Genomic DNA, 20,294 nt, shown 5'->3' with positions numbered 1-20,294 from the left:
TTTGTCTCCAGGGCGAGCGGCGCTCCTGCCGCGTTGGAGACATCGCATGATCCGTCAGACCGCACTTGCTTTCGCACTGGCCTGCAGCGTGGCGACCGCTGCCGCGCAGGCTCCCACACCGCCGGCAGCACCGCTGGCGCCGCGTGCGCCGGTCGGCACGCCACCGCTGGCTCCGCCGCTGCCGCCCGCACCGCCCGCGCCGTTGGCCGCCACCCCGGTACGCATTACCGGCACGGTCGAGCGCTTCATGCTCAATCCCAATGGCGAGGTCGACGGCCTGTGGTTGCGCGATGGCACCCAGGTGGCATTTGCACCGCATCTGTCCGCACAGTTGCAGGCCGCGGTGCGCCGCGGCGATACGGTGAGCGTGCAGGGCTATCGTCTGGGCAGCCTGCCGGTACTGCGCGCCAGCAGCATCCGCTCCAATCGTGGTGGGCGCGAAGTGGTCGACCAGCCGCCGCCGGCCGCCATGCCGCCGGCGCCGCCGGCACCTGCCGCGTTGACGCCGTTGCAGGCGGAAGGACGCATCGAGCGGCTGGTCTACGGCCCGGGTGGCGAGACCAATGGCGCGTTGCTGAGCGATGGCACGCTGGTGCGGATGCCGCCGCATCTGGCGCTGCAGTTCGGCGATCTGCTGCGGCCCGGCGCGCCATTGAGCGTGAGCGGCTTCGGGGTTGCCACCGCCAACGGCCGCGCCATCGAAGCCACCCAACTGGGCCGCGATCGCGCCTCGCAGCGTGCCTTGTTCAGCCCGCCGCGCCCGGACGGCCCGGTGCCGCCCGCACCACCGGCGCCGCCTGTCCCGCCGGCCGCACCGCCAGCGTCGACTCCGGCTCCGCGGTAATCCAGGGCGCCGCTGCGCACGCGGCGGCGCCGACACCCTTCGTTCCCTGCGCGCCTGTTCACCACGCGTCATGCGTGGCGACGGGCGCGGTTTGCCGGCATCGGCCGGTTCTCACTTCTCTGGAGTTTTTCATGCATTGGGTCGACCCTGATTTCCTTCCCGAAACCCGCGGCACGCTGGCGCGCTTTCTGCTCAATCCCAAGGCCGATATCGACGGCCTGCTGCTGACCGACGGCACCGAGGTGCATACGCCGCCGCACCTGTCCGCCGCCTTGCTCAAGGCGCTCAAGCCCGGCAGCACCTTGAGCGTGCGTGGCCTCAAGCCGCGCGACGTGGACATGCTGGTGGCCCTGGCGATCGATCCGGAGGGTGGCGAGCGCATCGTCGATGCAGGCCCGCACGGGCCGCATGCCAAGCCCAAGCCCAAACCGCCCGCCGGCAAGCCGCCCAAGCCGCAGCTCACCCAGCACAGCGGCACCATCGCGCGCCTGCTGCACGGCCCGCACGGGCAGGTGCATGGCGTATTGCTGGACGACGAGGTCACGGTGCGGTTCCCGCCGCATGCCGGGGCCGACTTCGCCAAGCAGCTGGTGGTCGGCAAGACGCTGGTGGCCGAAGGCGATACCACCACGACCCCGCACTGCGTGCTGGTCCATGCACATGCCCTGGGCGCCAAGACCGCGTCGCTGCAGCAGATCGAGCATCCGCATGGCCCGGGTGCGCATAAGCCGAAGCCGAAGCACTAGCAGCCTGCAATGCGACTGCCGTGCTGGCGCCGTGCGATCGCAATCGGGTCGCCCACGCGGCCCGGCATGCGCAGTCGCCTTTCATCGTTTCGTGGAGAGCGCCGATGCGCATGAGCACACCGCGTCCCCGTGGCAGCCGCGCACTGGAGGCGCTGCATTTCAGCGTGGCCGATGTGCAGGACGGGCTGGGGCCATTTCTCAGCGTATTCCTGCAATCCAGGGGCTGGTCGGTGGCGGCGATCGGCACGGTGATGAGTGTGGGCGGCATCGCCGGCATGCTCGCCACCACCCCGGCCGGTGCGCTGGTCGATAGCACCCGGCGCAAGCGCACCGTGGTGGTGGTCGGCTGCGTGGCGATCCTGTTGGCCACGGCGCTGATCTGGCTGCATCCGACCTCCACCGGCGTGGTCACCGCGCAGATCGTCTCGGCGTTGGCCGCAGCCGGCATCGGTCCGGCGCTCACCGGCATCACCTTGGGGTTGGTGCACGTGCGCGGATTCGATCATCAACTGGCGCGCAATCAGGTCGCCAACCACGCCGGCAACATGCTGGCCGCGGTGCTGGCCGGCTGGCTGGGCTGGCGCTACGGGTTTGCGGCGGTGTTCGTGCTCACCGCCGCGTTCGGCGTGCTGGCGATCGCGGCGGTGCTGCTGATTCCGTCTGCGGCCATCGACCATCGTGCCGCGCGCGGCCTGGGCCACGCCGACGGCGCGGACACCCTCAGCGGCTGGCGGGTGTTGCTGACCTGCCGGCCACTGGCCTTGCTGGCCATCACCCTGGGGCTGTTCCACCTGGGCAATGCGGCGATGCTGCCGCTCTACGGCATGGCCATCGTGGCCGCGCATGCGGGCGATGCGAGTGCGCTGACGGCGACCACCATCGTGGTCGCGCAGGCCACGATGGTGGTGGTGGCGTTGCTGGCGATGCGCTGGATCCGCGTGCACGGGCATTGGTGGGTGCTGCTGGTGGCCTTCATGGCCTTGCCGCTGCGTGCATTGGTGGCAGCGTCGCTGATCCATGGCTGGGGCGTGTTTCCGGTGCAGATCCTCGACGGGCTCGGCGCCGGCCTGCAGGCCGTGGTGGTGCCGGCACTGGTGGCGCGATTGCTGCAGGGCACCGGGCGCGTCAATGTCGGCCAGGGCGCGGTGATGACGGTGCAAGGTGTGGGCGCGGCGCTGAGCCCGGCCTTGGGCGGCTGGCTGGCGCACGCCTTCGGCTATCGCATCGCGTTTCTGGCGCTGGGCGGCATCGCCTTGCTGGCGGTGGCGCTCTGGGCAGGCTGCCGCGGCATGTTGCAGGCAGCGACCGATGCCCAGGCGATGCAGTGAGGTGATGACATCGGCGCGGAGCCGCAGGCAAACGGCAACGCCCGCGACTGGCATACGCACGGAGCACGCTTTGAATGACAGACCGATACGGGAACCATGCAGCGCGCCGGGATCGGGGGGCGGACGATGTCGCCGTCAGCCAGCCGTCTGCATCGCCACGGCTAACGGCCGCCGCTGAAGCCCCACTGGCGCCAGGCTTCGAACACCATCACCGCAACGGTATTGGACAGATTGAGGCTGCGGTTGTCCGGGCGCATCGGCAGGCGCAGCCGGTGCTGTGGCGGAATCGACTCCAGCACGTCGGCGGGCAAGCCGCGTGTTTCCGGACCAAACAGAAAGGCATCGCCATCGGCAAATTGCGGTGTGTCGTAACGCACGGTGCTGCGCGTACTCAGTGCAAACACGCGCTTGGGCGCGATCGCGGCCAGGGCGGTGGGCAGGTCGGCATGCACCTGCAGGCTTGCGTATTCGTGATAGTCCAGGCCGGCGCGTTTGAGCTGCTTGTCGCTGAGGTCGAAGCCGAGCGGCTCGATCAGGTGCAGGCGCGCGCCGGTGTTGGCGCACAGGCGAATCACATTGCCCGTATTGGGCGGAATTTCCGGCTGAAACAGGATGACATCGAGGACGGGGGCTGACATGCGCGCAGTGTAGCGGCGCGCGTGCTCAAAGGCTGATGGCGGCGTTGACCAACGCTTCCAGTTCGACCGGCGAGGGCTGCAGCTGCGGCACCGGCAGGTTGACGATGACCTGGCCCATCAGCGCGCCGATGGCAGCAGCAGCCTGGCCGGAGCTGCTCTGCGCGCTGGCAGCGGCGTTGCGGGTCACCAGGTCGGCGCGCTGGTCGGCGGACGGACGCACCTGCACCGCAGCGAGGGTGGGGATGCGCGGGCCGGCCTGCTCGACGGCGAGGGCGGCCAGCTGCTCGGCAGACGGACGCACCTGCACGGTGGCCAGGGTGCGGATGTCGCTGCTGCGCTCCAGCGCCTGCTGGGCGATCTGGTCGGCAGATGGGCGGACCTGCACGGTGTCCAGCGTGGTCAGGCTGGCGGCCTGGGCGAAACCAGCCAGGGCGGTGCCGGCGATCAGGGCGGCGGAGAGGGCGATGCGCAGGGTCTGGGTCGTCATGGCGAGGTCTCTTGGTGTGGGCTATCAGTGGTGTGGTAGTAATGTAGTACACCGTTTCGGTAAGTGCAATAACTTTCGTGGCATGTTTTTATTTATTCAGCTGGTAGTCATTTTTGTAGAGCGAGGCCGCGTGCCGGCATGCTTGCCCATGCCTTAGAGCAAGCGGCGTGCCATATGCAGGCCGTTGTTTTCCAAAGGGATTAAAGTTCCATGGCGGTGTCCGTGTCCGGACACCCGGACGCGGCTGCGGGCGCCGGACACCGCTGCACGTGGAGAGACCCGACGGTCTGCGCGATATTCAGGGCGCTGAATGCGCGGCGTGCGGCCATGCAGCGCACGCCGATCGCTGGCCGGCAACTGCGGCACAATCCGGCTTCGTCCTCAGGGTCTAAGACTTATGCGCGTGCTGATGCTGTCTGTTCTGGTTGCCACCACCGCCACGGCCTGCACCTGGGTGCCGATCGAGCAAAGCGGCAAGGGCGTGCAGGTGCTGCCCGCAGGCCCTGTGCCAGCTGGCTGTCAGCAGCAGGGCGAGGTGGTGGTGTCGGTCAAGAGCAAGGTCGGCTTCTACAACCGCAACCCGTTGCGGGTGCAGGAAGAGCTGGAAACGCTGGCACGCAACGAGGCGCCGGGCGCCAATGCCAATGCGGTCCAGGCGCAGGGCCAGCCGGCCGATGGCAGCCAGCGTTTCAACGCCTTCCGCTGCCCGCCGCGCTGAACCGTTGGGCTGGGGCGCGGCCGCTGCAATTGTAAAGATGCGGTAAAACCAGCCAGCGGCTAGACTAGCGCCCCCCTCGCCTGACGCCATGGCGCTACTTCGATGCTCTTCCAGAATGTCTCCATCGCGGGACTGGCGCATATTGATGCGCCGCACACGCTGACTTCCAAGGAAATCAACGAGCGCCTGCAACCCACCTACGACCGCCTCGGGATCAGAACCGACGTGTTGGGCGACGTTGCCGGCATCCATGCACGGCGCTTGTGGGACCAGGATGTCCAGGCCTCGGACGCCGCCACCCAGGCGGCGCGCAAGGCGCTGCTCGACGCCGGCATCGGCATCGAGAAGATCGGCCTGCTGGTCAACACCTCGGTGAGCCGCGACTACCTGGAGCCGTCCACCGCCTCCATCGTGTCCGGCAACCTCGGGGTCGGCGACCACTGCGTCACCTTCGACGTCGCCAACGCCTGCCTTGCCTTCATCAACGGCATGGACATCGCCGCCCGCATGCTCGAGCGCGGCGAGATCGACTATGCGCTGGTCGTCGATGGCGAGACCGCCAACCTGGTGTACGAGAAGACCCTCGAACGCATGACCTCGCCCGACGTCACCGAAGAAGAGTTCCGCAATGAACTCGCTGCGCTGACCCTGGGCTGCGGTGCCGCAGCGATGGTGATGGCGCGCACCGAGCTGGTGCCCGACGCCCCGCGCTACAAGGGTGGCGTGACCCGCTCGGCCACCGAGTGGAACAAGCTGTGCCGCGGCAACCTGGACCGCATGGTCACCGACACCCGCCTGCTGCTGATCGAAGGCATCAAGCTGGCGCAGAAGACCTTCCTGGCCGCCAAGCAGGCGATGGGCTGGGCAGTGGACGAGCTGGACCAGTTCGTCATCCACCAGGTCAGCCGCCCGCATACCGCTTCGTTCGTGAAGTCGTTCGGCATCGACCCGGCCAAGGTCATGACCATTTTCGGCGAACACGGCAACATCGGCCCGGCTTCAGTACCGATCGTGCTGAGCAAGCTCAAGGAGCTCGGCCGCTTGAAGAAGGGCGACCGCATCGCGTTGATGGGGATTGGTTCTGGCCTGAACTGCTCGATGGCGGAAGTGGTCTGGTGATGCGTGTGAGAGTGCCCGGCCGATGCTCTTGCGCGCCGGGCAAGATCGCTGCTTAGGTAAAAAAGTGGTATCTAAGTTTCCTTGCAGGAACAGCTGCGGTCTGTAAGGAAAGACGATGGCTCAGCGCATCACCGGACATTATGTTGCTGGCGCTCTCGCAGGGAGCCGTTACCAGGCGTTCGTCCCTGATCCGCTGCCGCCAGTGCCGGCACTGGATTTCGCACAGGCTGAACTGGTGGCGCGCAAAGAGCGCGCTGACCAGGCACTAGGGCGACTGGACGGCATCACGCTGATGCTGCCGGACCCGGAACTGTTTCTCTATCAGTACATCCGCAAGGAAGCCTTGCTGTCGTCCCAGATCGAAGGAACCCAGTCATCGCTCTCGGACCTGTTGCTGTTCGAGATGGATGCGGCACCGGGCGTGCCTGTCGACGATGTCGAAGAAGTGTTCAACTATGTCGCGGCCCTCAACCATGGTTTGCGGCGCCTGCGCAAGGATGATTTCCCGCTGTCGCTGCGTTTGATCCGCGAGATGCATGCGCTATTGCTGCAGGGCGGGCGTGGTGCCGGCAAGCAGCCAGGTGAATTCCGCCGCAGTCAGGTGTGGGTAGGCGGGGCCTCGCCTGCACTTGCACACTTTGTTCCGCCACCGCCAGATGCATTGCCCGACGTGCTGTCGGCACTCGAACAGTTTCTGCATGCGCCGCAGGGGCAGATGCCGCCGTTGGTGAAGGCGGCGCTTGCCCATGTGCAGTTCGAAACCATCCATCCCTTCAGCGATGGCAATGGGCGCCTGGGACGGCTGTTGATTACCTTGATCCTGTGCAGCGAAGGCGTGCTGCGGGAGCCCAGCCTGTATCTGAGCCTGTATTTCAAGCGCCGTCGCGCCGATTACTACGATCGCCTCAATGCGGTGCGACTCAACGGTGACTGGGAAGGATGGCTGGGTTTCTTTCTGGATGGTGTGGCAGAGACCGCGCAACAAGCCGTCGACACCGCGCAGCGCCTGCTGGCACTGTTGGCACGTGATCGGGCCTGCATTGCTGCTTTGGGCCAGCGAGCAGGCAACGTCGGCCTGGTGTTTGAGCAGTTCGCGCGGCGCGTGGTGTTGGCGGTGCCGCAAGTGGCGCCCACCCTGTCGTTGAGTGCGCCCACCATCCGTGCTGCGGTACGCACCCTGCAGGAGCTGGAAATCGTCAACGAACTCACCGGCCAGCAGCGGCATCGTATTTTTGCCTACCACGCCTATCTCGACATCCTCAGCGAAGGAGCGCAGCCGCTGTGAGCGATTCGTTTGCGCACGGCCGCTGCCGACGATGCAGAGACACCCAGCATATTTTCGATACTGTCGTGGCGATGTAGCTGGCGACTTGCCAGACACACTCAGTCCGAGCTTTAGCAAATAGAGAGATCCATGAACTTCCCCGGCTATCCTTTCATTCCCCAGCGCCTTGAGGTGCGTCCCGGCATTGCGATGTCGTATCTGGACGAAGGTCCGCGCGATGGCGAGGTGGTCGTGATGCTGCACGGCAATCCGTCGTGGAGCTATCTGTGGCGGCACCTGGTCAGTGGCCTGTCGGATCGTTACCGCTGCATCGTGCCGGACCATATCGGCATGGGGCTGTCCGACAAGCCGGACGATGCGCCCGACGCGCAGCCGCGTTACGGCTACACGTTGCAGTCGCGCGTGGACGATCTGGACACGCTGTTGCGGCATCTGGGCATCACCGGCCCGGTCACGCTGGCGGTGCACGACTGGGGCGGCATGATCGGGTTCGGCTGGGCGTTGTCGCATCATGCGCAGGTCAAGCGGCTGGTGATCACCAACACCGCCGCATTCCCGTTGCCGCCGGAAAAACCGATGCCGTGGCAGATCGCAATGGGTCGGCATTGGGGACCGGGCGAGTGGTTCATCCGCACGTTCAATGCGTTTTCCTCCGGCGCGTCGTGGTTTGGGGTGTCGCGGCGGATGCCGGCGGAGGTGCGTCGCGCCTATGTGGCGCCCTACGACAATTGGCGCAACCGCATCTCTACCATTCGCTTCATGCAGGATATTCCGCTGTCGCCGGCCGACCGGGCCTGGTCGCTGCTGGAGCGCTCGGCGCAGGCATTGCCGTCGTTCGCCGATCGCCCGGCGTTCATCGCCTGGGGCCTGCGCGATATCTGCTTCGACAAGCATTTCCTGGCCGGCTTCCGCAAGGCACTGCCGAATGCCGAGGTCACCGCGTTCGACGATGCCAATCACTATGTGCTGGAAGACAAGCATGAAGTGCTGGTGCCGGCGATCCGGGCGTTTCTGGAGCGCAATCCACTGTAAACGCTGCCGACATCGCTGCGCAGGCGCTCGCCAGACGAGTGCCTGCGCAGCGCAGACAGCGGATGCACGAACGGGATGAGGGCGGCCATGCCGGCGCGCTGCTGGCCGTTGCGAGCGGAGAGCGCACTCGCTCGCAGCGATGGCCGTTACAGCGGCGGCAGTGGATTGCGCTGGGCTTCGTCCACGCCCAGCCAGTCGGCCTCGGTCAGCGTGTGCAGGCCATGCGCCAGCCGCGATTTGTCGCATTGCGCGCTGCGCTGGCCGAATTCCAGCGAGGCCGGCACGGCAGCGCAGGAGGAGGGCCGGCGATCATGGATGCTGCAGCGGCTGTAGCGACCGATGTCCGCGTCCAGCGCGATGCAGCGCGGCTGCGATTGCGAGGTGCCGCGCATGACGCGCTCGTGCGTGCGCAGCGCATCGGTCAGCTCGATCGGCACCCTGCCGCCCAATGCGCGATCGGCTTCGCTCCAGTGGAAACTGACGCGGAAATAGGCGCAGCAGGCGCCGCAGGTAAGGCAGGGATGTGCCATGGAATGCCGGGCCTTGCGCGGCGAAACAACGTGGTGAGCGCGGCATTCTGACCGAATCGCGGTGCGATACAAGTGGCACGGCCGTGCGCCGGTTAGCGGTTCATCTGCGTCGCTCGACGCAGCGCGTGTGTGCAAGGCGCTGCGCCCCGCGCGGGCAGTGCGTGTCGCGCGAGCACTGTGCCGCATCGTTGCGGCTCGCTGACGCGCAATCACCGCGTCAGCGATAGCCGCGATGGCAGCAGGTACCAGCGCAGGCGACTCGCGCGCGATCAAGCGGCCGGCACCGTCGGTGCATGGGTGATAATGCGGCAATGACTACCACGACTCTCTGCAATATCGCCGCCACCCTGCCGAAACTGGCGCGCGAGCGCCCCGAGCAGATCGCCATCCGTTGCCCGGGCCGCCGCGCCGCCAACGGATTTGCCGCCTACGATGTCACCTTGAGCTATGCCGAGCTGGACGCGCGCAGCGATGCGATCGCGGCCGGCCTGGCCCTGCACGGCATCGGACGCGGCGCGCGCGCGGTGGTGATGGTGCGGCCCTCGCCGGAATTCTTCCTGCTGATGTTTGCCCTGTTCAAGGCCGGTGCGGTGCCGGTGCTGGTGGATCCGGGCATCGACAAGCGTGCGCTCAAGCAATGCCTGGACGAAGCGCAGCCGCAGGCGTTTATCGGCATTCCGCTTGCGCAGCTGGCGCGTCGTCTGCTGCGGTGGGCGCGCTCTGCGAAGCAGATCGTCAGCGTCGGTGGCCGTTACGGCTGGGGCGGGGTGACATTGGCGCGCGTGGAGCGCGATGGCGCCGGCGCCGGCAGTCAGCTGGCCAACACCGGGCCGGACGATGTGGCGGCGATCCTGTTCACCAGCGGCTCGACCGGCGTGCCCAAGGGCGTGGTGTACCGCCACCGGCATTTCGTCGGCCAGATCGAATTGCTGCGCAATGCCTTCGGCATGCAGCCCGGTGGCGTGGATCTGCCGACGTTTCCGCCGTTTGCCCTGTTCGATCCGGCATTGGGGCTGACCTCGGTGATTCCGGACATGGATCCGACCCGCCCGGCCACTGCCGATCCGCGCAAGCTGCACGATGCGATCGACCGCTTCGGAGTCACGCAGTTGTTCGGCTCGCCGGCATTGATGCGCGTCTTGGCCGACCACGGCCAGCCCTTGCCAAACGTGCGCCTGGCCACCTCGGCCGGTGCGCCGGTACCGCCGGACGTGGTGGCCAAGATCCGCGCGCTGCTGCCGGAAGATGCGCAATTCTGGACGCCGTATGGCGCCACCGAATGCCTGCCGGTGGCAGCGATTGAAGGGCGTATGCTGGACGCCACCCGTGCGGCCACCGAGGTCGGTGCCGGCACCTGCGTCGGCCAGGTCGTCGCGCCGAACGAGGTGCGCATCATCGCCATCGACGATGCCGCCATTCCCGAGTGGAGCGGCGCGCGCGTGCTGGCGGTGGGCAAGGTCGGCGAGATCACCGTCGCCGGCCCCACCACCACCGACACCTACTTCAACCGCGACGCGGCCACGCGGATTGCCAAGATCCGCGAGCGCAACGCGGACGGCAGCGAACGCATCGTGCATCGCATGGGCGATGTAGGTTACTTCGATGCCGAAGGACGCTTGTGGTTCTGCGGGCGCAAGACCCACCGCGTGGAAACTGCCAGCGGCCCGCTCTACACCGAGCAGGTGGAGCCGGTCTTCAACGTGCATCCGCAGGTGCGGCGCACCGCCTTGGTCGGTGTCGGCGCACCCGGACAGCAGCAGCCGGTGCTGTGCGTGGAAGTGCAGCCTGGCGTGGCGGCATCGGTATTTGCGCAAGTGGAAACCGCATTGCGCGCGCTGGGCGCTGCGCACCCGCACACGGCTGGAATCACGCGTTTCCTGCGCCATTCCGGGTTTCCGGTGGACATTCGCCACAACGCCAAGATCGGCCGCGAAACGCTGGCGATCTGGGCGGCCCAGCAACGTGGCTGAGCTGTCGATGCGTATCGCGCACGCAGCTGGCCGCATCGCCAATTCCGGCCGCGCCCGTTATCGTGTGCGTCCTTGCGATGGAGGTGATGCGTGCGCATCCTGGTAACCGGTGGTGGTGGCTTTCTTGGCCAGGCGTTGTGCCGCGGCTTGATCGCGCGTGGGCATGAGGTGGTGAGTTTCCAGCGCGGCGATTACCCGGTGCTGCAGAGTTTGGGCGTGGGCCAGATCCGTGGCGACCTGGCCGATCCGCAGGCGGTGCGGCATGCCTTCGCCGGCATCGATGCGGTCTTCCACAATGCCGCCAAGGCCGGTGCGTGGGGCAGCTACGACAGCTATCACCAGGCCAATGTGGTGGGCACGCAGAACGTGCTCGACGCGTGTCGGGCCAATGGTGTGCCGCGCCTGATCTATACCTCCACGCCCAGCGTGACCCATCGCGCCACCAATCCGGTGGAAGGCCTGGGTGCCGACGAAGTGCCCTATGGCGAAGATCTGCGCGCGGCGTACGCGGCGACCAAGGCGATCGCCGAGCGCGCGGTGCTGGCGGCCAACGATGCGCAACTGGCGACGGTGGCCTTGCGTCCGCGCCTGATCTGGGGCCCGGGCGACAATCATCTGTTGCCGCGCCTGGCCGCGCGTGCGCGCGCCGGCCGCTTGCGCATGGTCGGCGATGGCAGCAACCTGGTGGACAGCACCTACATCGACAACGCCGCGCAGGCGCATTTCGATGCGTTCGCACATCTGGCTGCAGGTGCTGCGTGTGCGGGCAAGGCGTACTTCATCTCCAACGGCGAGCCCTTGCCGATGCGCGAGTTGCTCAATCGCCTGCTGGCCGCGGTGGATGCTCCCGCGGTGACGCGTTCGTTGTCGTTCAAGACCGCGTACAGAATCGGTGCAATCTGCGAGACCATGTGGCCACTGTTGCGTCTGCCTGGCGAAGTGCCGTTGACGCGTTTTCTGGTGGAACAGCTGTGCACGCCGCACTGGTACAGCATGGAGCCGGCACGTCGCGACTTCGGCTATGTGCCGCAGGTCAGCATCGAAGAGGGGCTGCAACGGCTGCGATCCTCATCTTCCAACGACATCGCCATCACTCGATAAAGACCGCCGCATCTTCAGGATACGTCTGCGCCGATTCGGCACGACAACTTCTGGAATCCTTGCCATGCTGCATTACGCCATCATCTTCTTCGTCATCGCCATCATTGCCGCCGTGCTGGGCTTCAGCGGTATCGCCGGTGCGGCGACCAACATCGCCTGGATCCTGTTCGTGGTGTTCCTGATCCTGGCTGTGATCTCGATGTTCCGTCGCGGCAAGGTATAACGCCTAGCTGCGATACGTCACGGCAGCGGCGCTGCCGGTCGACGCTCACATGGCCCGCTTCCGCAAGGAGGCGGGCCATGTGCGTTATAGACGCTCCATCGTTGAATCGCATCTGTTTCAAAGCAGTTTTTCGAAATATTGCACATGCTTGCCGTTGCCCAGCAACGCATCGCCGACGGGCAGGAAACCCAGCTGCAGATGCAGCGCCAGCGACGCCGGATTGGGCGGGAGCAGGTTGACCTCGCAGACCAGGCGCGGTTGCGCCGCCGCGCGCGCGGCGTGGATGAGTTCGCCATACAGTTGCCTGGCAAGCCCGCGCCGCTGCGCATGCGTCGCGATCACGATGCGGTCGATGTAGGCAAAGCGCGCGAAGCGCTGCGCCATCCATGCAAAGTTCGGATTGGCATAGGCCGCGCCTTGATCCAGCGCGATCAACAGGCCATCCGCCGGCGCGACGAGGCGTGCGTGCCACGCCAGTTGCAGCAATGCAGCCAGCCCTTCGGCATCCAGCAGCGACAGCTCGGTGGCATGCGCATTGTTGAGCGCAAGCAGTGCGCCGTGGTCGTGAGGTTGCACGGCGCGCACACGGGCCTGGCTCATGCGCCTGGCTCGACGGAGCTGCGCAGCAGCTGATCGTCAGCATGCCGTTGCAGTGCCAGTTCGATCAGCTGCGTGATCAAGCTGCGGTAGTCCAGCCCGCTTGCCTGCCAGAGCTTGGGATACATGCTGATCCGGGTGAAGCCCGGCAATGTGTTGACTTCATTGATCACGATGCGGCCATCGGCGCACAGGAACACGTCCACACGCGCCATGCCGGCGCAGTCCAGCGCCTGGTAGGCCTGCACTGCAATCTGCTGGATGCGCTGCTGCGTCTGCGCATCGATGTCGGCCGGGATCACGATGTCGGCGCCGTGTTCGCTGATGTACTTGGTCTCGTAGGAGTAAAACGCGTCGTGCACCACCACTTCGCCGCACACGCTGGCCTGCGGGGTGGCATTGCCCAGCACGGCGCATTCGATCTCGCGCCCGGCGATCGCCGCTTCCACCAGTACCTTGTGGTCGTACGCCAGCGCCAATGCGAGCGCGTCGGCAAATGTGTCGGCACTGCGCACCTGGCTGACACCGACCGACGAACCCTGGTTGGCCGGTTTGACGAACAACGGCAAACCCAATTGCGCGATCAATGCATCCACGTCGGCACGTGCGGCGCTGTGGCGGTTGAAGCAGGCGAACGGCGCCACCTCAAGCCCGGCATCGCGCAGCACGCGCTTGGCCAGGTCCTTGTCCATCGCCAGCGCCGAGCCGAGCACGCCGGAGCCGACGAAGGGCAGATTGGCCATGCGCAGCAGCCCTTGCAGCGAGCCGTCTTCGCCGAGCGTGCCATGCACGATCGGAAACACCACATCGATCTGTGCCAGCGCCTGCTCCGGCTGGGTCGGGCGCAGCTGCTGTTGCTGCGCGCCCGGCAGCAGGGCCACGCCGCGACCGCTGCGATGCAGGGCGATGCGGGCCGGGTCGTCGGCATTGAGCAGGAAGCGGTCGGGGTCGTTGACGTGCCACTGGCCCTGCTTGTCGATGCCGATCAGCACCGGCTCGAAGCGCTGCGGATCCAGCGCATCGAGAATGTTGCGCGCCGATTGCAGCGAGACCTCGTGTTCGGCCGATTTGCCGCCGAAGATGAGACCGACCCGGATCTTGCGCATTGCCTGCTCCTGCCACCTGCGTGATGAGGTCGCCAGCATGCCCGCGGCAGGCGTGCCGAAGGAAGTCCTGGATGATCGACGCACGCGGCCTGGCCGCAAGGCGCCCTGTCATGGTCGCCACCCCGGCCTCCGGCTTGCACTCGCCACACCACCGTCAAGCAGTGGCGACATGCGGGGACGGTAGAATGCGCCCATGCCCGGATCCCTGTTCAACTCACTCAAGCCGCTCGCCGGCCAGGCCCTGCAAGCCGCGCTCAACCGCGCGCTGGCACTGGACCCCGATACCCGTGATGCCCTGCTGCCACTGGAAGGCCAACGCATCGCACTGACCCTGGAGGCGCCTGCGCTGGCCGTGCAGATCCGCGTGCACGAGCGCCGCTTGCTGGTGGGCCCGGTGGACCAGGCGCAGGAGCCGGACCTGGCTGTGCGCAGCAGCCTGGCCGGCTTGCTCGGCCAGCTGCCGTTCCTGGCCAACGCGCGCCGCAGCGGCGCACCGGCCGGGCGGCTCAAGGTCTCCGGCGATGCCGAGCTGGCGCGCCAGCTGCAGCAACTGGCCGGCCGCTTCGATCCGGATTGGCAGCTGCCGTTCGTGGCGGTGTTCGGCGAGATCCTCGGCGTGCAGATCGCCAATGCGGTGCGTGCAGCGCTGCAGCAGGCGCGGCGCAGCGCGGTGGATCTGGCGCATAGCGCGGCCGAATTCGTGACCGAGGAATCGCGCGACGTGGTGCCGCGCGCCGAACTGGACGCCTTTCACGACGATGTCGACGAACTGCGCGACGACGTCGAACGGCTGGCCGCACGCGTGGCGCGCCTGCGCGCGGCCGGAGCTGCGGCATGAAGGCGCTGCTGCGGGCCAGCCGCATCGGCCGGGTGATCCTGCGCTACCGCCTGGACGACCTGTTGCAGGACACGCCGGCCGAGCGCTGGCTGCGCCTGGCCAAGCCGTTCGTGCCGCGCGCCAGTGCCGAAATCGCCGCGCAATCGCGCGGTGCGCGGCTGCGGCTGGCGTTGCAGGAACTGGGGCCGATCTTCGTCAAGTTCGGGCAGATCCTGTCGACCCGGCGCGACCTGATTCCGGCCGACGTGGCCGATGAACTGACCCTGCTGCAGGACCGCGTCAAACCCTTCGACGGCGAAGCGGCGCGGCTGATCGTCGAGCGCGCGCTGGGCCTGCCGGTGAGCGTGGCGTTTGCCGCATTCGACACCGTGCCGCTGGCCTCGGCCTCGATCGCGCAGGTGCACGCGGCCACCTTGCCGCCGGATGCCAACGGCGTGCGCCGCGAGGTGGTGGTCAAGGTGCTGCGCCCGGACATCGAGCGCCAGATCGATGCCGATATCGCGTTGCTGCAGTCGCTGGCCACGCTGGTCGAACGCACCCACCCGCGCGCGGACAAGATCCGGCCGCGCGAAGTGGTGGCCGAGATCGAAGGCACCCTGTCGGCCGAACTCGACCTGCAGCGCGAAGGCGCCAACGCCAGCGTGCTGCGCCGGTTCTGGGAAGGCTCGGACGATCTGTACGTGCCCGAGGTGATCTGGTCGCACACCGCCGAGCGTGCACTCACGCTGGAGCGCGTGTACGGCATTCCGTCCGACGACATCGCCAGGCTCGATGCGGCCGGTATCGACCGCACGGCGCTGGCGGCCAAGGGCGTGCGGGTGTTCTACACGCAGGTGTTCCGCGACAACTTCTTCCATGCCGATGCGCACGCCGGCAACATCTGGGTCGACAGTGACCCGGAGCGCCGGCTCAATCCGCGTTTCATCGCGCTGGATTTCGGCATCATGGGCCAGCTCTCGCAGGAGGATCAGTACTACCTCGCCGAGAACTTCATGGCGATCTTCCACAAGGATTACCGCCGCATGGCCGAGCTGCACGTGGAGGCGGGCTGGATGCCCGACAACGTGCGCATCGACGAACTGGAAGCGGCCGCGCGCTCGGTGTGCGAGCCGTACTTCACCCGGCCGTTGTCGGAGATTTCGCTGGCCGAAGTGCTGATCAAGCTGTTCCGCGTCGCCCAGCGCTACGAACTGACCCTGCAGCCGCAGCTGATCCTGTTGCAGAAGACCTTGCTCAACATCGAAGGAGTCGGCCGCCAGCTCGACCCCAGGCTGGATATCTGGGCGGTGGCGCGGCCGGTGCTGGAACGCATCCTGCGCGAGCGTTACAGCCCACGCCGCGTGCTCGGCGAGTTGCGCAAGCGCCTGCCGGAAATCATGACCCATGCGCCGGACATGCCGCGCCTGGTGCACAGCTGGTTGAAGCAGCAGGTGGAAGGCCGCCACCAGCTCGACATCCGCTCGGCCGAGCTGCGCGCGCTGGACCTGAGCCTGCGCAAGCTGCAGACGCGCGTGGTCACTGCCATCACCGGCAGCGGCCTGCTGGTGGTGGCTGCCGTGCTGTATGGCCTGCACCCGGATGGTTGGTACCTGGGCACGGTGCCGGTGTGGAGCTGGGTCAGCGGCGCGGCCGGCTCGGTGGCCCTGCTGGTCGCCTGGCTGCGGCGCTGAAGCACTCAAGCACTGCGACAGGTGGCCTGCCGCATCCGGCTGGGTAGCGGCAGCGCCTGCAGCGGCACGATGACGAAGCCGTCCCCGGCGAGGTAGTGATGATCGATCTGCAGGCGTTGAAGGATGAACTGGCGCGGTTCGGTAGCGACAACGATGCGCACCAGCCGGAGCGTGGCCGGCGCATGCTCAATATCACGCCCGACACCGGGCAATTGCTGGCCGTGCTGGTACGCGCCACCGCTGCGCGGCGCGTGCTGGAAATCGGCACCTCCAACGGTTATTCGACGCTGTGGCTGGCCGAAGCGGCCGCCGCAATCGGTGGGCACGTCACCACGGTGGAGCTTGCGGCCGACAAGGTGGGCCTGGCGCAGGCCACGCTTGCACGCAGCGGCCTGGCCGCGTCGGTGGAGGTGGTGCACGGCGACGGCGGCACGTGGCTGACCCAGGCCGCCAGCGCCAGCATCGATCTGGTCTTCCTGGATTCGGCGCGTGGCGAGTACGTGCGCTGGTGGCCGGCACTGCGCCGCGTGCTGCGCGGCGGCGGCCTGCTGGTGGTCGACAACGCACTCTCGCATGCCGACGAACTGGCGCCATTCACCGCGCTGCTGGCTGACGATCCGGCAGTCACCTGCAGCGTGGTGCCGGTGGGCAAGGGCGAATTGCTGGCGGTGTGCGGCGCGGCCTGAGTGCGCGCCGCTACGCGCCACGCCCTTACGCCCCAAGGCGCGTCACTGGCATGCGCCACATGCGCTGCCAACGCCCGGGTGCAGTCGATGGCGTAACGGCGCGGCGGCGCAGTGGCATGCGGTGTCGACGACGCGGATAATCCGCCGGTGAGTACATCCCCCAAGCACTTGCAGATTCTCTTCCAGGACGAGGCCCTGGCCGTCGTCGACAAACCCGCCGGCCTGATGGTCCACGACAGCAAGCTGGCGCGCGGGGAGGACGACTTCCTGGCCGACCGCCTGCGCGAACAGCTGGGCCGGTCGATCTTCCTGGTGCACCGGCTCGACCGCGCGACCAGCGGCTGCCTGCTGCTGGCGTTCGACCGCGAGGCCGCCAGCGCGCTGGGCAAGGCCTTGATGGCCGGCGAGCTGGAGAAGGACTATCTGACCGTGTGCCGCGGCTGGCCGGCCGAGGAGTGCTTCATCGTCGACCACGATCTGGACGGCGGCCCCGGCAAGCCGGTCAAGAAGCCGGCGGTGACGCACTTCCAGCGCCTGGCCACCGGCGAGCTGGAGATCCCGTCCACCGGCTTTGCCACCTCGCGCTATGCGCTGCTGCGCTGCCAGCCGCAGACCGGGCGGTTCCGGCAGATCCGCCGGCACATGAAACACCTGTCGCACCACATGATCGGCGACACCAGCCACGGCGATGGCCGGCACAACCGCAGCTTCCGCATGCTCGGCATCCACCGCATGCTGCTGCACGCCGAGCGCCTGGAGTTTCCGCACCCGGCCGACGGCAGGCGCATCAGCGTCACCGCACCGCTGGACGTTGAATTTTCCAAGGCCTGCGCATTGTTCGGGTGGCAGGTGGCCGCGCTGGGAGCGGTGCAGACGGCTTGATGCGGTATGCGGCTAACGGTCAACCAGCCCACTGGATCTGCTGAAGATCCGCGCAAGCGTACCCTCACCCCAACCCCTCTCCCGCAGGAGAGGGGCCAAGCGCCTCCTCACCGAGTGGGACAAGCGGGTTGGCGCAATCATCGTCAACGCCACCAACGCCACCAACGCCACCAACGCCACCGTCGCAAGCAGCAACCGCCGCAGCAGGCACGCTGTTCCGATTCCCCATTCCCCATTCCCCGCCCTTCAGGGCTTCTGCGGTGCCGCCGCCGGCTCATTGACGATCTTTTCCAGATCCTTCTGCAGGTCGGCAAACAGTGGCAGCATCTTCTGCTGGATCGCGCCCATCAGGTTCTGGGTCAGCGCCGGGGTCTTGTCCAGCAGGCTCTGGCCGGCCGAGCTCTCGTAGAACTCGGCCATGGCCAGCACGTCCTCGCGCGAGAACGAGCGCTTGTAGATGTCCACATACATCGGGCGCAGCTCCGACCACGACAACGCCTTGCGCACTGTCTGGCGGGTGCGCTCCTGAATGCGCTGCAGCTGGGCCTGCTGGTCGGCATTGAGCTGGCGCTGGGCGGTGAGCTGGGCGAATTGCTGCTGCTGCATCGCTTCGATCTGCGGCAGCATCGTGTCCAGCATGGTCTGCGCACGTGAGGCAGCCAGCAGGCGGTTGATGTCGGCATCGCTGGGCGCCTGCGCAAACGCGGCGGGCGTGGCCAGCGCCAGCGCGGCCAGCACGATCAGGCGGCGCGCCAAGGCGCGGGCGGCGGCAACGGAACGGGGCGGTGTCATCGGAGCATCCTGCACAGTCGGGGGAACCGGCCGCAGCATACGGGAAGCCGGCGTTCGCGCGCGCGTCCACGCCGGTGCCGATACAATCGGCCCGATGGCCAGCGACCCGATCCAGATCACCCCCAGCCTGACGATCCCGCCCAGCGAGATCGTCGAGCGCTTCGTGCGCGCCAGCGGCGCGGGCGGGCAGAACGTCAACAAGGTCTCCACCGCGGTGGAGCTGCGTTTCGACGTGGCCGGGTCGCCGTCGCTGCCCGAGCCCCTGCGCGCGCGGCTGCTGTCGCGGCGCGACCGGCGCATGACCGCCGATGGCGTGCTGGTGATCGACGCGCAGCGCTTCCGCACCCAGGACCGCAACCGCGAGGATGCACGCGAGCGGCTGGTCGAGATCATCAGTGCCTGCCTGTCGGTGCCCAAGCGCCGGGTCGCCACCAAACCGAGTCATGGTGCCAAGCTGCGGCGGCTGGATGCCAAGCGTGAGCGCAGCCATATCAAGCGTGGACGCTCTGCGTCCCACTGGGAGTAAGCGTGAGTCACACCGACCCGTCGTTGCCACCGGTAACACAGGCCAACATCCTGCTGCAGCCCTCTCCACCCAGAATGCCACGCGCCCATGGCCGCTTCGGCCGCTGGCTGGGGCGCACGGCGCTGCGTCTGACCGGCTGGCGCCTGCTCGGCCGGCTGCCCGACGAACCCAAGCTGGTGATGATCGTCGCCCCGCATTCGTCCAACTGGGACGGCTTCCTGGGCTTTGCGGCCAAGTTCGCGCTGGGCTTCGACGTGCGCGTGCTGGGCAAGGCGCAGCTGTTCTGGTGGCCGCTGGGCCCGCTGCTGCGCAAGCTCGGCGGCATCCCGCTGGACCGCAGCTCGCCGCAGGGCACCATCGGCCAGGCGGTGCGGCTGATCCGCAATTCCGAACAGATGTGGTACGTGATCACCCCCGAGGGCACCCGCAAGCGGGTGGAGCACTGGAAGGCCGGCTTCTGGAAGATTGCCTCCGATTCCAAGGTGCCGATCCTGCCGGTGTATTTCGACTACCCCAGCAAGACCGTGGGCATTGGCGAGCCGTTCTGGACCGGCACCGACATGGCCGCCGATATCGCCGCCATCCGCACCTGGTACCGGCCGTGGCGCGGCAAGCATCGCGATACGCTGTAGGTGAGCGTCTAGTGGCGCCCATGCGCCTTGCCAACAGGTGTCAGGTCACGTGAAATACATTGACGTTGAGTGGAAGCATCAAAATATCGATGAGCCGACACGGTTGGTGTTGGAGCTTGATCACCACCGCTGCGAGATCCGCAAACTTGAGTTCTTCCTAGATGGCAAGGTCGGTTTTGCGACCCGGCACATCAACTCCCCTGGGACCGAACTAAGCAGCACTGCAATACCTCCACTTGCGGAGGTCAACCAATCATCCGAGTTCAATGGAGTTTGCATCAGCGCTCAGATATTTGAGAGCCTGTGGGCGGCTCATGCACCGGTGAAGGCCTAACACTTACTCAAGACAACGCCGTGTCGCGAGTCTGCTAACTCTGGTATTTGGCCAATCGTGGGAGGCATCATTTTGAGCCATGCATGCATTCGATATGGCGCATTGGCCGGCGTCGAACTAAGAGCGGCTAACAAAACCCTTGAATTCTGTTGAGTCGGCGACAACATTGCCGGCATGACACGTCGCAACGAGATCCCTAGTGCGCTTTGG

23 protein-coding genes are annotated in these 20,294 nt (G+C 66.9%); 17 read left to right on the top strand and 6 right to left on the bottom strand.

From position 1 onward, the window contains the following. Positions 1-46 precede the first annotated feature (46 nt). The 3 genes from XarbCFBP7408_RS16070 (at position 47) to XarbCFBP7408_RS16060 (ending at position 2,918) form a co-directional block, all read left to right on the top strand. Positions 47-844 carry a hypothetical protein gene (locus XarbCFBP7408_RS16070; RefSeq protein WP_104563805.1) on the top strand — a complete coding sequence of 266 codons (798 nt, stop codon included), beginning with the start codon at positions 47-49 and terminating at the stop codon, positions 842-844. A gap of 131 nt (positions 845-975) precedes the next feature. Next, on the top strand, positions 976-1,590 hold the full coding sequence (locus XarbCFBP7408_RS16065; protein WP_104563804.1) for a hypothetical protein: 615 nt from the start codon (positions 976-978) through the stop codon (positions 1,588-1,590). Between the two features lie 104 nt (positions 1,591-1,694). Next, positions 1,695-2,918 (top strand): MFS transporter, encoded by a 1,224-nt coding sequence (locus XarbCFBP7408_RS16060; RefSeq protein ID WP_104563803.1) that lies wholly within the window; start codon positions 1,695-1,697, stop codon positions 2,916-2,918. A 161-nt stretch (positions 2,919-3,079) separates the two neighbouring features. Here the strand turns inward: XarbCFBP7408_RS16060 and XarbCFBP7408_RS16055 are convergent, their stop codons facing one another. Then, the gene (locus XarbCFBP7408_RS16055) at positions 3,080-3,556 is read right to left on the bottom strand and encodes a tRNA (cytidine(34)-2'-O)-methyltransferase (RefSeq protein ID WP_104563802.1); all 477 of its coding nucleotides are present in this window, start codon (positions 3,554-3,556) and stop codon (positions 3,080-3,082) included. Between the two features lie 25 nt (positions 3,557-3,581). Then, a complete protein-coding gene (locus XarbCFBP7408_RS16050) occupies positions 3,582-4,043 on the bottom strand; it encodes a hypothetical protein (protein WP_104563801.1) in 462 nt (153 codons plus the stop codon). A gap of 397 nt (positions 4,044-4,440) precedes the next feature. On the opposite strand from XarbCFBP7408_RS16050, the gene XarbCFBP7408_RS16045 reads away from it, so the two are divergent. The 4 genes from XarbCFBP7408_RS16045 to XarbCFBP7408_RS16030 all read left to right on the top strand — a co-directional run bounded on the left by XarbCFBP7408_RS16045 (position 4,441) and on the right by XarbCFBP7408_RS16030 (position 8,197). Then, positions 4,441-4,761, top strand: a complete 321-nt coding sequence (locus tag XarbCFBP7408_RS16045; RefSeq protein ID WP_104538928.1) for a DUF4156 domain-containing protein — start codon at positions 4,441-4,443, stop codon at positions 4,759-4,761. A 102-nt stretch (positions 4,762-4,863) separates the two neighbouring features. After that, positions 4,864-5,880: a 3-oxoacyl-ACP synthase III gene (locus tag XarbCFBP7408_RS16040; protein ID WP_016903994.1), complete on the top strand. Its 1,017-nt coding sequence runs from the start codon at positions 4,864-4,866 to the stop codon at positions 5,878-5,880. A gap of 115 nt (positions 5,881-5,995) precedes the next feature. Then, entirely contained in the window at positions 5,996-7,165 is a 1,170-nt protein-coding gene (locus XarbCFBP7408_RS16035) for a Fic family protein (protein ID WP_181106686.1), read from the top strand. A 129-nt stretch (positions 7,166-7,294) separates the two neighbouring features. Continuing rightward, a complete protein-coding gene (locus tag XarbCFBP7408_RS16030) occupies positions 7,295-8,197 on the top strand; it encodes an alpha/beta fold hydrolase (RefSeq protein WP_104563799.1) in 903 nt (300 codons plus the stop codon). Between the two features lie 146 nt (positions 8,198-8,343). Here the strand turns inward: XarbCFBP7408_RS16030 and XarbCFBP7408_RS16025 are convergent, their stop codons facing one another. Continuing rightward, the gene (locus XarbCFBP7408_RS16025) at positions 8,344-8,727 is read right to left on the bottom strand and encodes a YkgJ family cysteine cluster protein (RefSeq protein ID WP_104563798.1); all 384 of its coding nucleotides are present in this window, start codon (positions 8,725-8,727) and stop codon (positions 8,344-8,346) included. A gap of 311 nt (positions 8,728-9,038) precedes the next feature. On the opposite strand from XarbCFBP7408_RS16025, the gene oleC reads away from it, so the two are divergent. The 3 genes from oleC to XarbCFBP7408_RS16010 all read left to right on the top strand — a co-directional run bounded on the left by oleC (position 9,039) and on the right by XarbCFBP7408_RS16010 (position 12,021). Then, entirely contained in the window at positions 9,039-10,697 is a 1,659-nt protein-coding gene (gene oleC / locus XarbCFBP7408_RS16020) for an olefin beta-lactone synthetase (protein ID WP_104563797.1), read from the top strand. Between the two features lie 90 nt (positions 10,698-10,787). After that, a complete protein-coding gene (oleD, locus tag XarbCFBP7408_RS16015) occupies positions 10,788-11,798 on the top strand; it encodes a 2-alkyl-3-oxoalkanoate reductase (RefSeq protein WP_026064697.1) in 1,011 nt (336 codons plus the stop codon). A 64-nt stretch (positions 11,799-11,862) separates the two neighbouring features. Continuing rightward, positions 11,863-12,021, top strand: a complete 159-nt coding sequence (locus XarbCFBP7408_RS16010) for a DUF1328 domain-containing protein (protein WP_003468167.1) — start codon at positions 11,863-11,865, stop codon at positions 12,019-12,021. 117 nt (positions 12,022-12,138) lie between these two features. On the opposite strand, the gene XarbCFBP7408_RS16005 is transcribed toward XarbCFBP7408_RS16010, so the two are convergent. Then, a complete protein-coding gene (locus XarbCFBP7408_RS16005; protein WP_104563796.1) occupies positions 12,139-12,621 on the bottom strand; it encodes a GNAT family N-acetyltransferase in 483 nt (160 codons plus the stop codon). Further along, a complete protein-coding gene (gene ddlA / locus XarbCFBP7408_RS16000; protein WP_104563795.1) occupies positions 12,618-13,724 on the bottom strand; it encodes a D-alanine--D-alanine ligase in 1,107 nt (368 codons plus the stop codon). The genes XarbCFBP7408_RS16005 and ddlA overlap by 4 nt, the downstream gene beginning before the upstream one ends. A 193-nt stretch (positions 13,725-13,917) precedes the next feature. On the opposite strand from ddlA, the gene XarbCFBP7408_RS15995 reads away from it, so the two are divergent. From XarbCFBP7408_RS15995 to XarbCFBP7408_RS15980, 4 genes are all read left to right on the top strand, one after another. Further along, entirely contained in the window at positions 13,918-14,562 is a 645-nt protein-coding gene (locus XarbCFBP7408_RS15995) for a ubiquinone biosynthesis accessory factor UbiJ (RefSeq protein WP_104563794.1), read from the top strand. Beyond that, the gene (gene ubiB, locus XarbCFBP7408_RS15990; protein WP_104563793.1) at positions 14,559-16,232 is read left to right on the top strand and encodes a ubiquinone biosynthesis regulatory protein kinase UbiB; all 1,674 of its coding nucleotides are present in this window, start codon (positions 14,559-14,561) and stop codon (positions 16,230-16,232) included. The genes XarbCFBP7408_RS15995 and ubiB overlap by 4 nt, the downstream gene beginning before the upstream one ends. A gap of 98 nt (positions 16,233-16,330) precedes the next feature. Further along, positions 16,331-16,918, top strand: a complete 588-nt coding sequence (locus tag XarbCFBP7408_RS15985) for an O-methyltransferase (protein ID WP_104563792.1) — start codon at positions 16,331-16,333, stop codon at positions 16,916-16,918. Positions 16,919-17,029: 111 nt separating this feature from the next. Next, complete coding sequence (locus XarbCFBP7408_RS15980; protein ID WP_181106688.1) at positions 17,030-17,800, top strand: pseudouridine synthase; 771 nt, start codon at positions 17,030-17,032, stop codon at positions 17,798-17,800. A gap of 246 nt (positions 17,801-18,046) precedes the next feature. Here the strand turns inward: XarbCFBP7408_RS15980 and XarbCFBP7408_RS15970 are convergent, their stop codons facing one another. Beyond that, the gene (locus tag XarbCFBP7408_RS15970) at positions 18,047-18,631 is read right to left on the bottom strand and encodes a DUF2059 domain-containing protein (RefSeq protein WP_181106689.1); all 585 of its coding nucleotides are present in this window, start codon (positions 18,629-18,631) and stop codon (positions 18,047-18,049) included. Between the two features lie 55 nt (positions 18,632-18,686). On the opposite strand from XarbCFBP7408_RS15970, the gene arfB reads away from it, so the two are divergent. From arfB to XarbCFBP7408_RS15955, 3 genes are read left to right on the top strand one after another with little or no spacing between them, the layout of a single operon-like run. After that, the gene (arfB, locus tag XarbCFBP7408_RS15965) at positions 18,687-19,118 is read left to right on the top strand and encodes an alternative ribosome rescue aminoacyl-tRNA hydrolase ArfB (protein WP_006449817.1); all 432 of its coding nucleotides are present in this window, start codon (positions 18,687-18,689) and stop codon (positions 19,116-19,118) included. Between the two features lie 2 nt (positions 19,119-19,120). Then, complete coding sequence (locus tag XarbCFBP7408_RS15960; protein WP_104563789.1) at positions 19,121-19,750, top strand: lysophosphatidylcholine acyltransferase; 630 nt, start codon at positions 19,121-19,123, stop codon at positions 19,748-19,750. 49 nt (positions 19,751-19,799) lie between these two features. Continuing rightward, positions 19,800-20,084, top strand: a complete 285-nt coding sequence (locus tag XarbCFBP7408_RS15955; protein ID WP_104563788.1) for a DUF6881 domain-containing protein — start codon at positions 19,800-19,802, stop codon at positions 20,082-20,084. Positions 20,085-20,294: the final 210 nt, after the last annotated feature.

This window comes from Xanthomonas arboricola pv. guizotiae, from assembly GCF_002940205.1.
Lineage (GTDB): Bacteria > Pseudomonadota > Gammaproteobacteria > Xanthomonadales > Xanthomonadaceae > Xanthomonas > Xanthomonas arboricola_C.
This window is presented reverse-complemented; position numbering and strand designations above follow the sequence as displayed.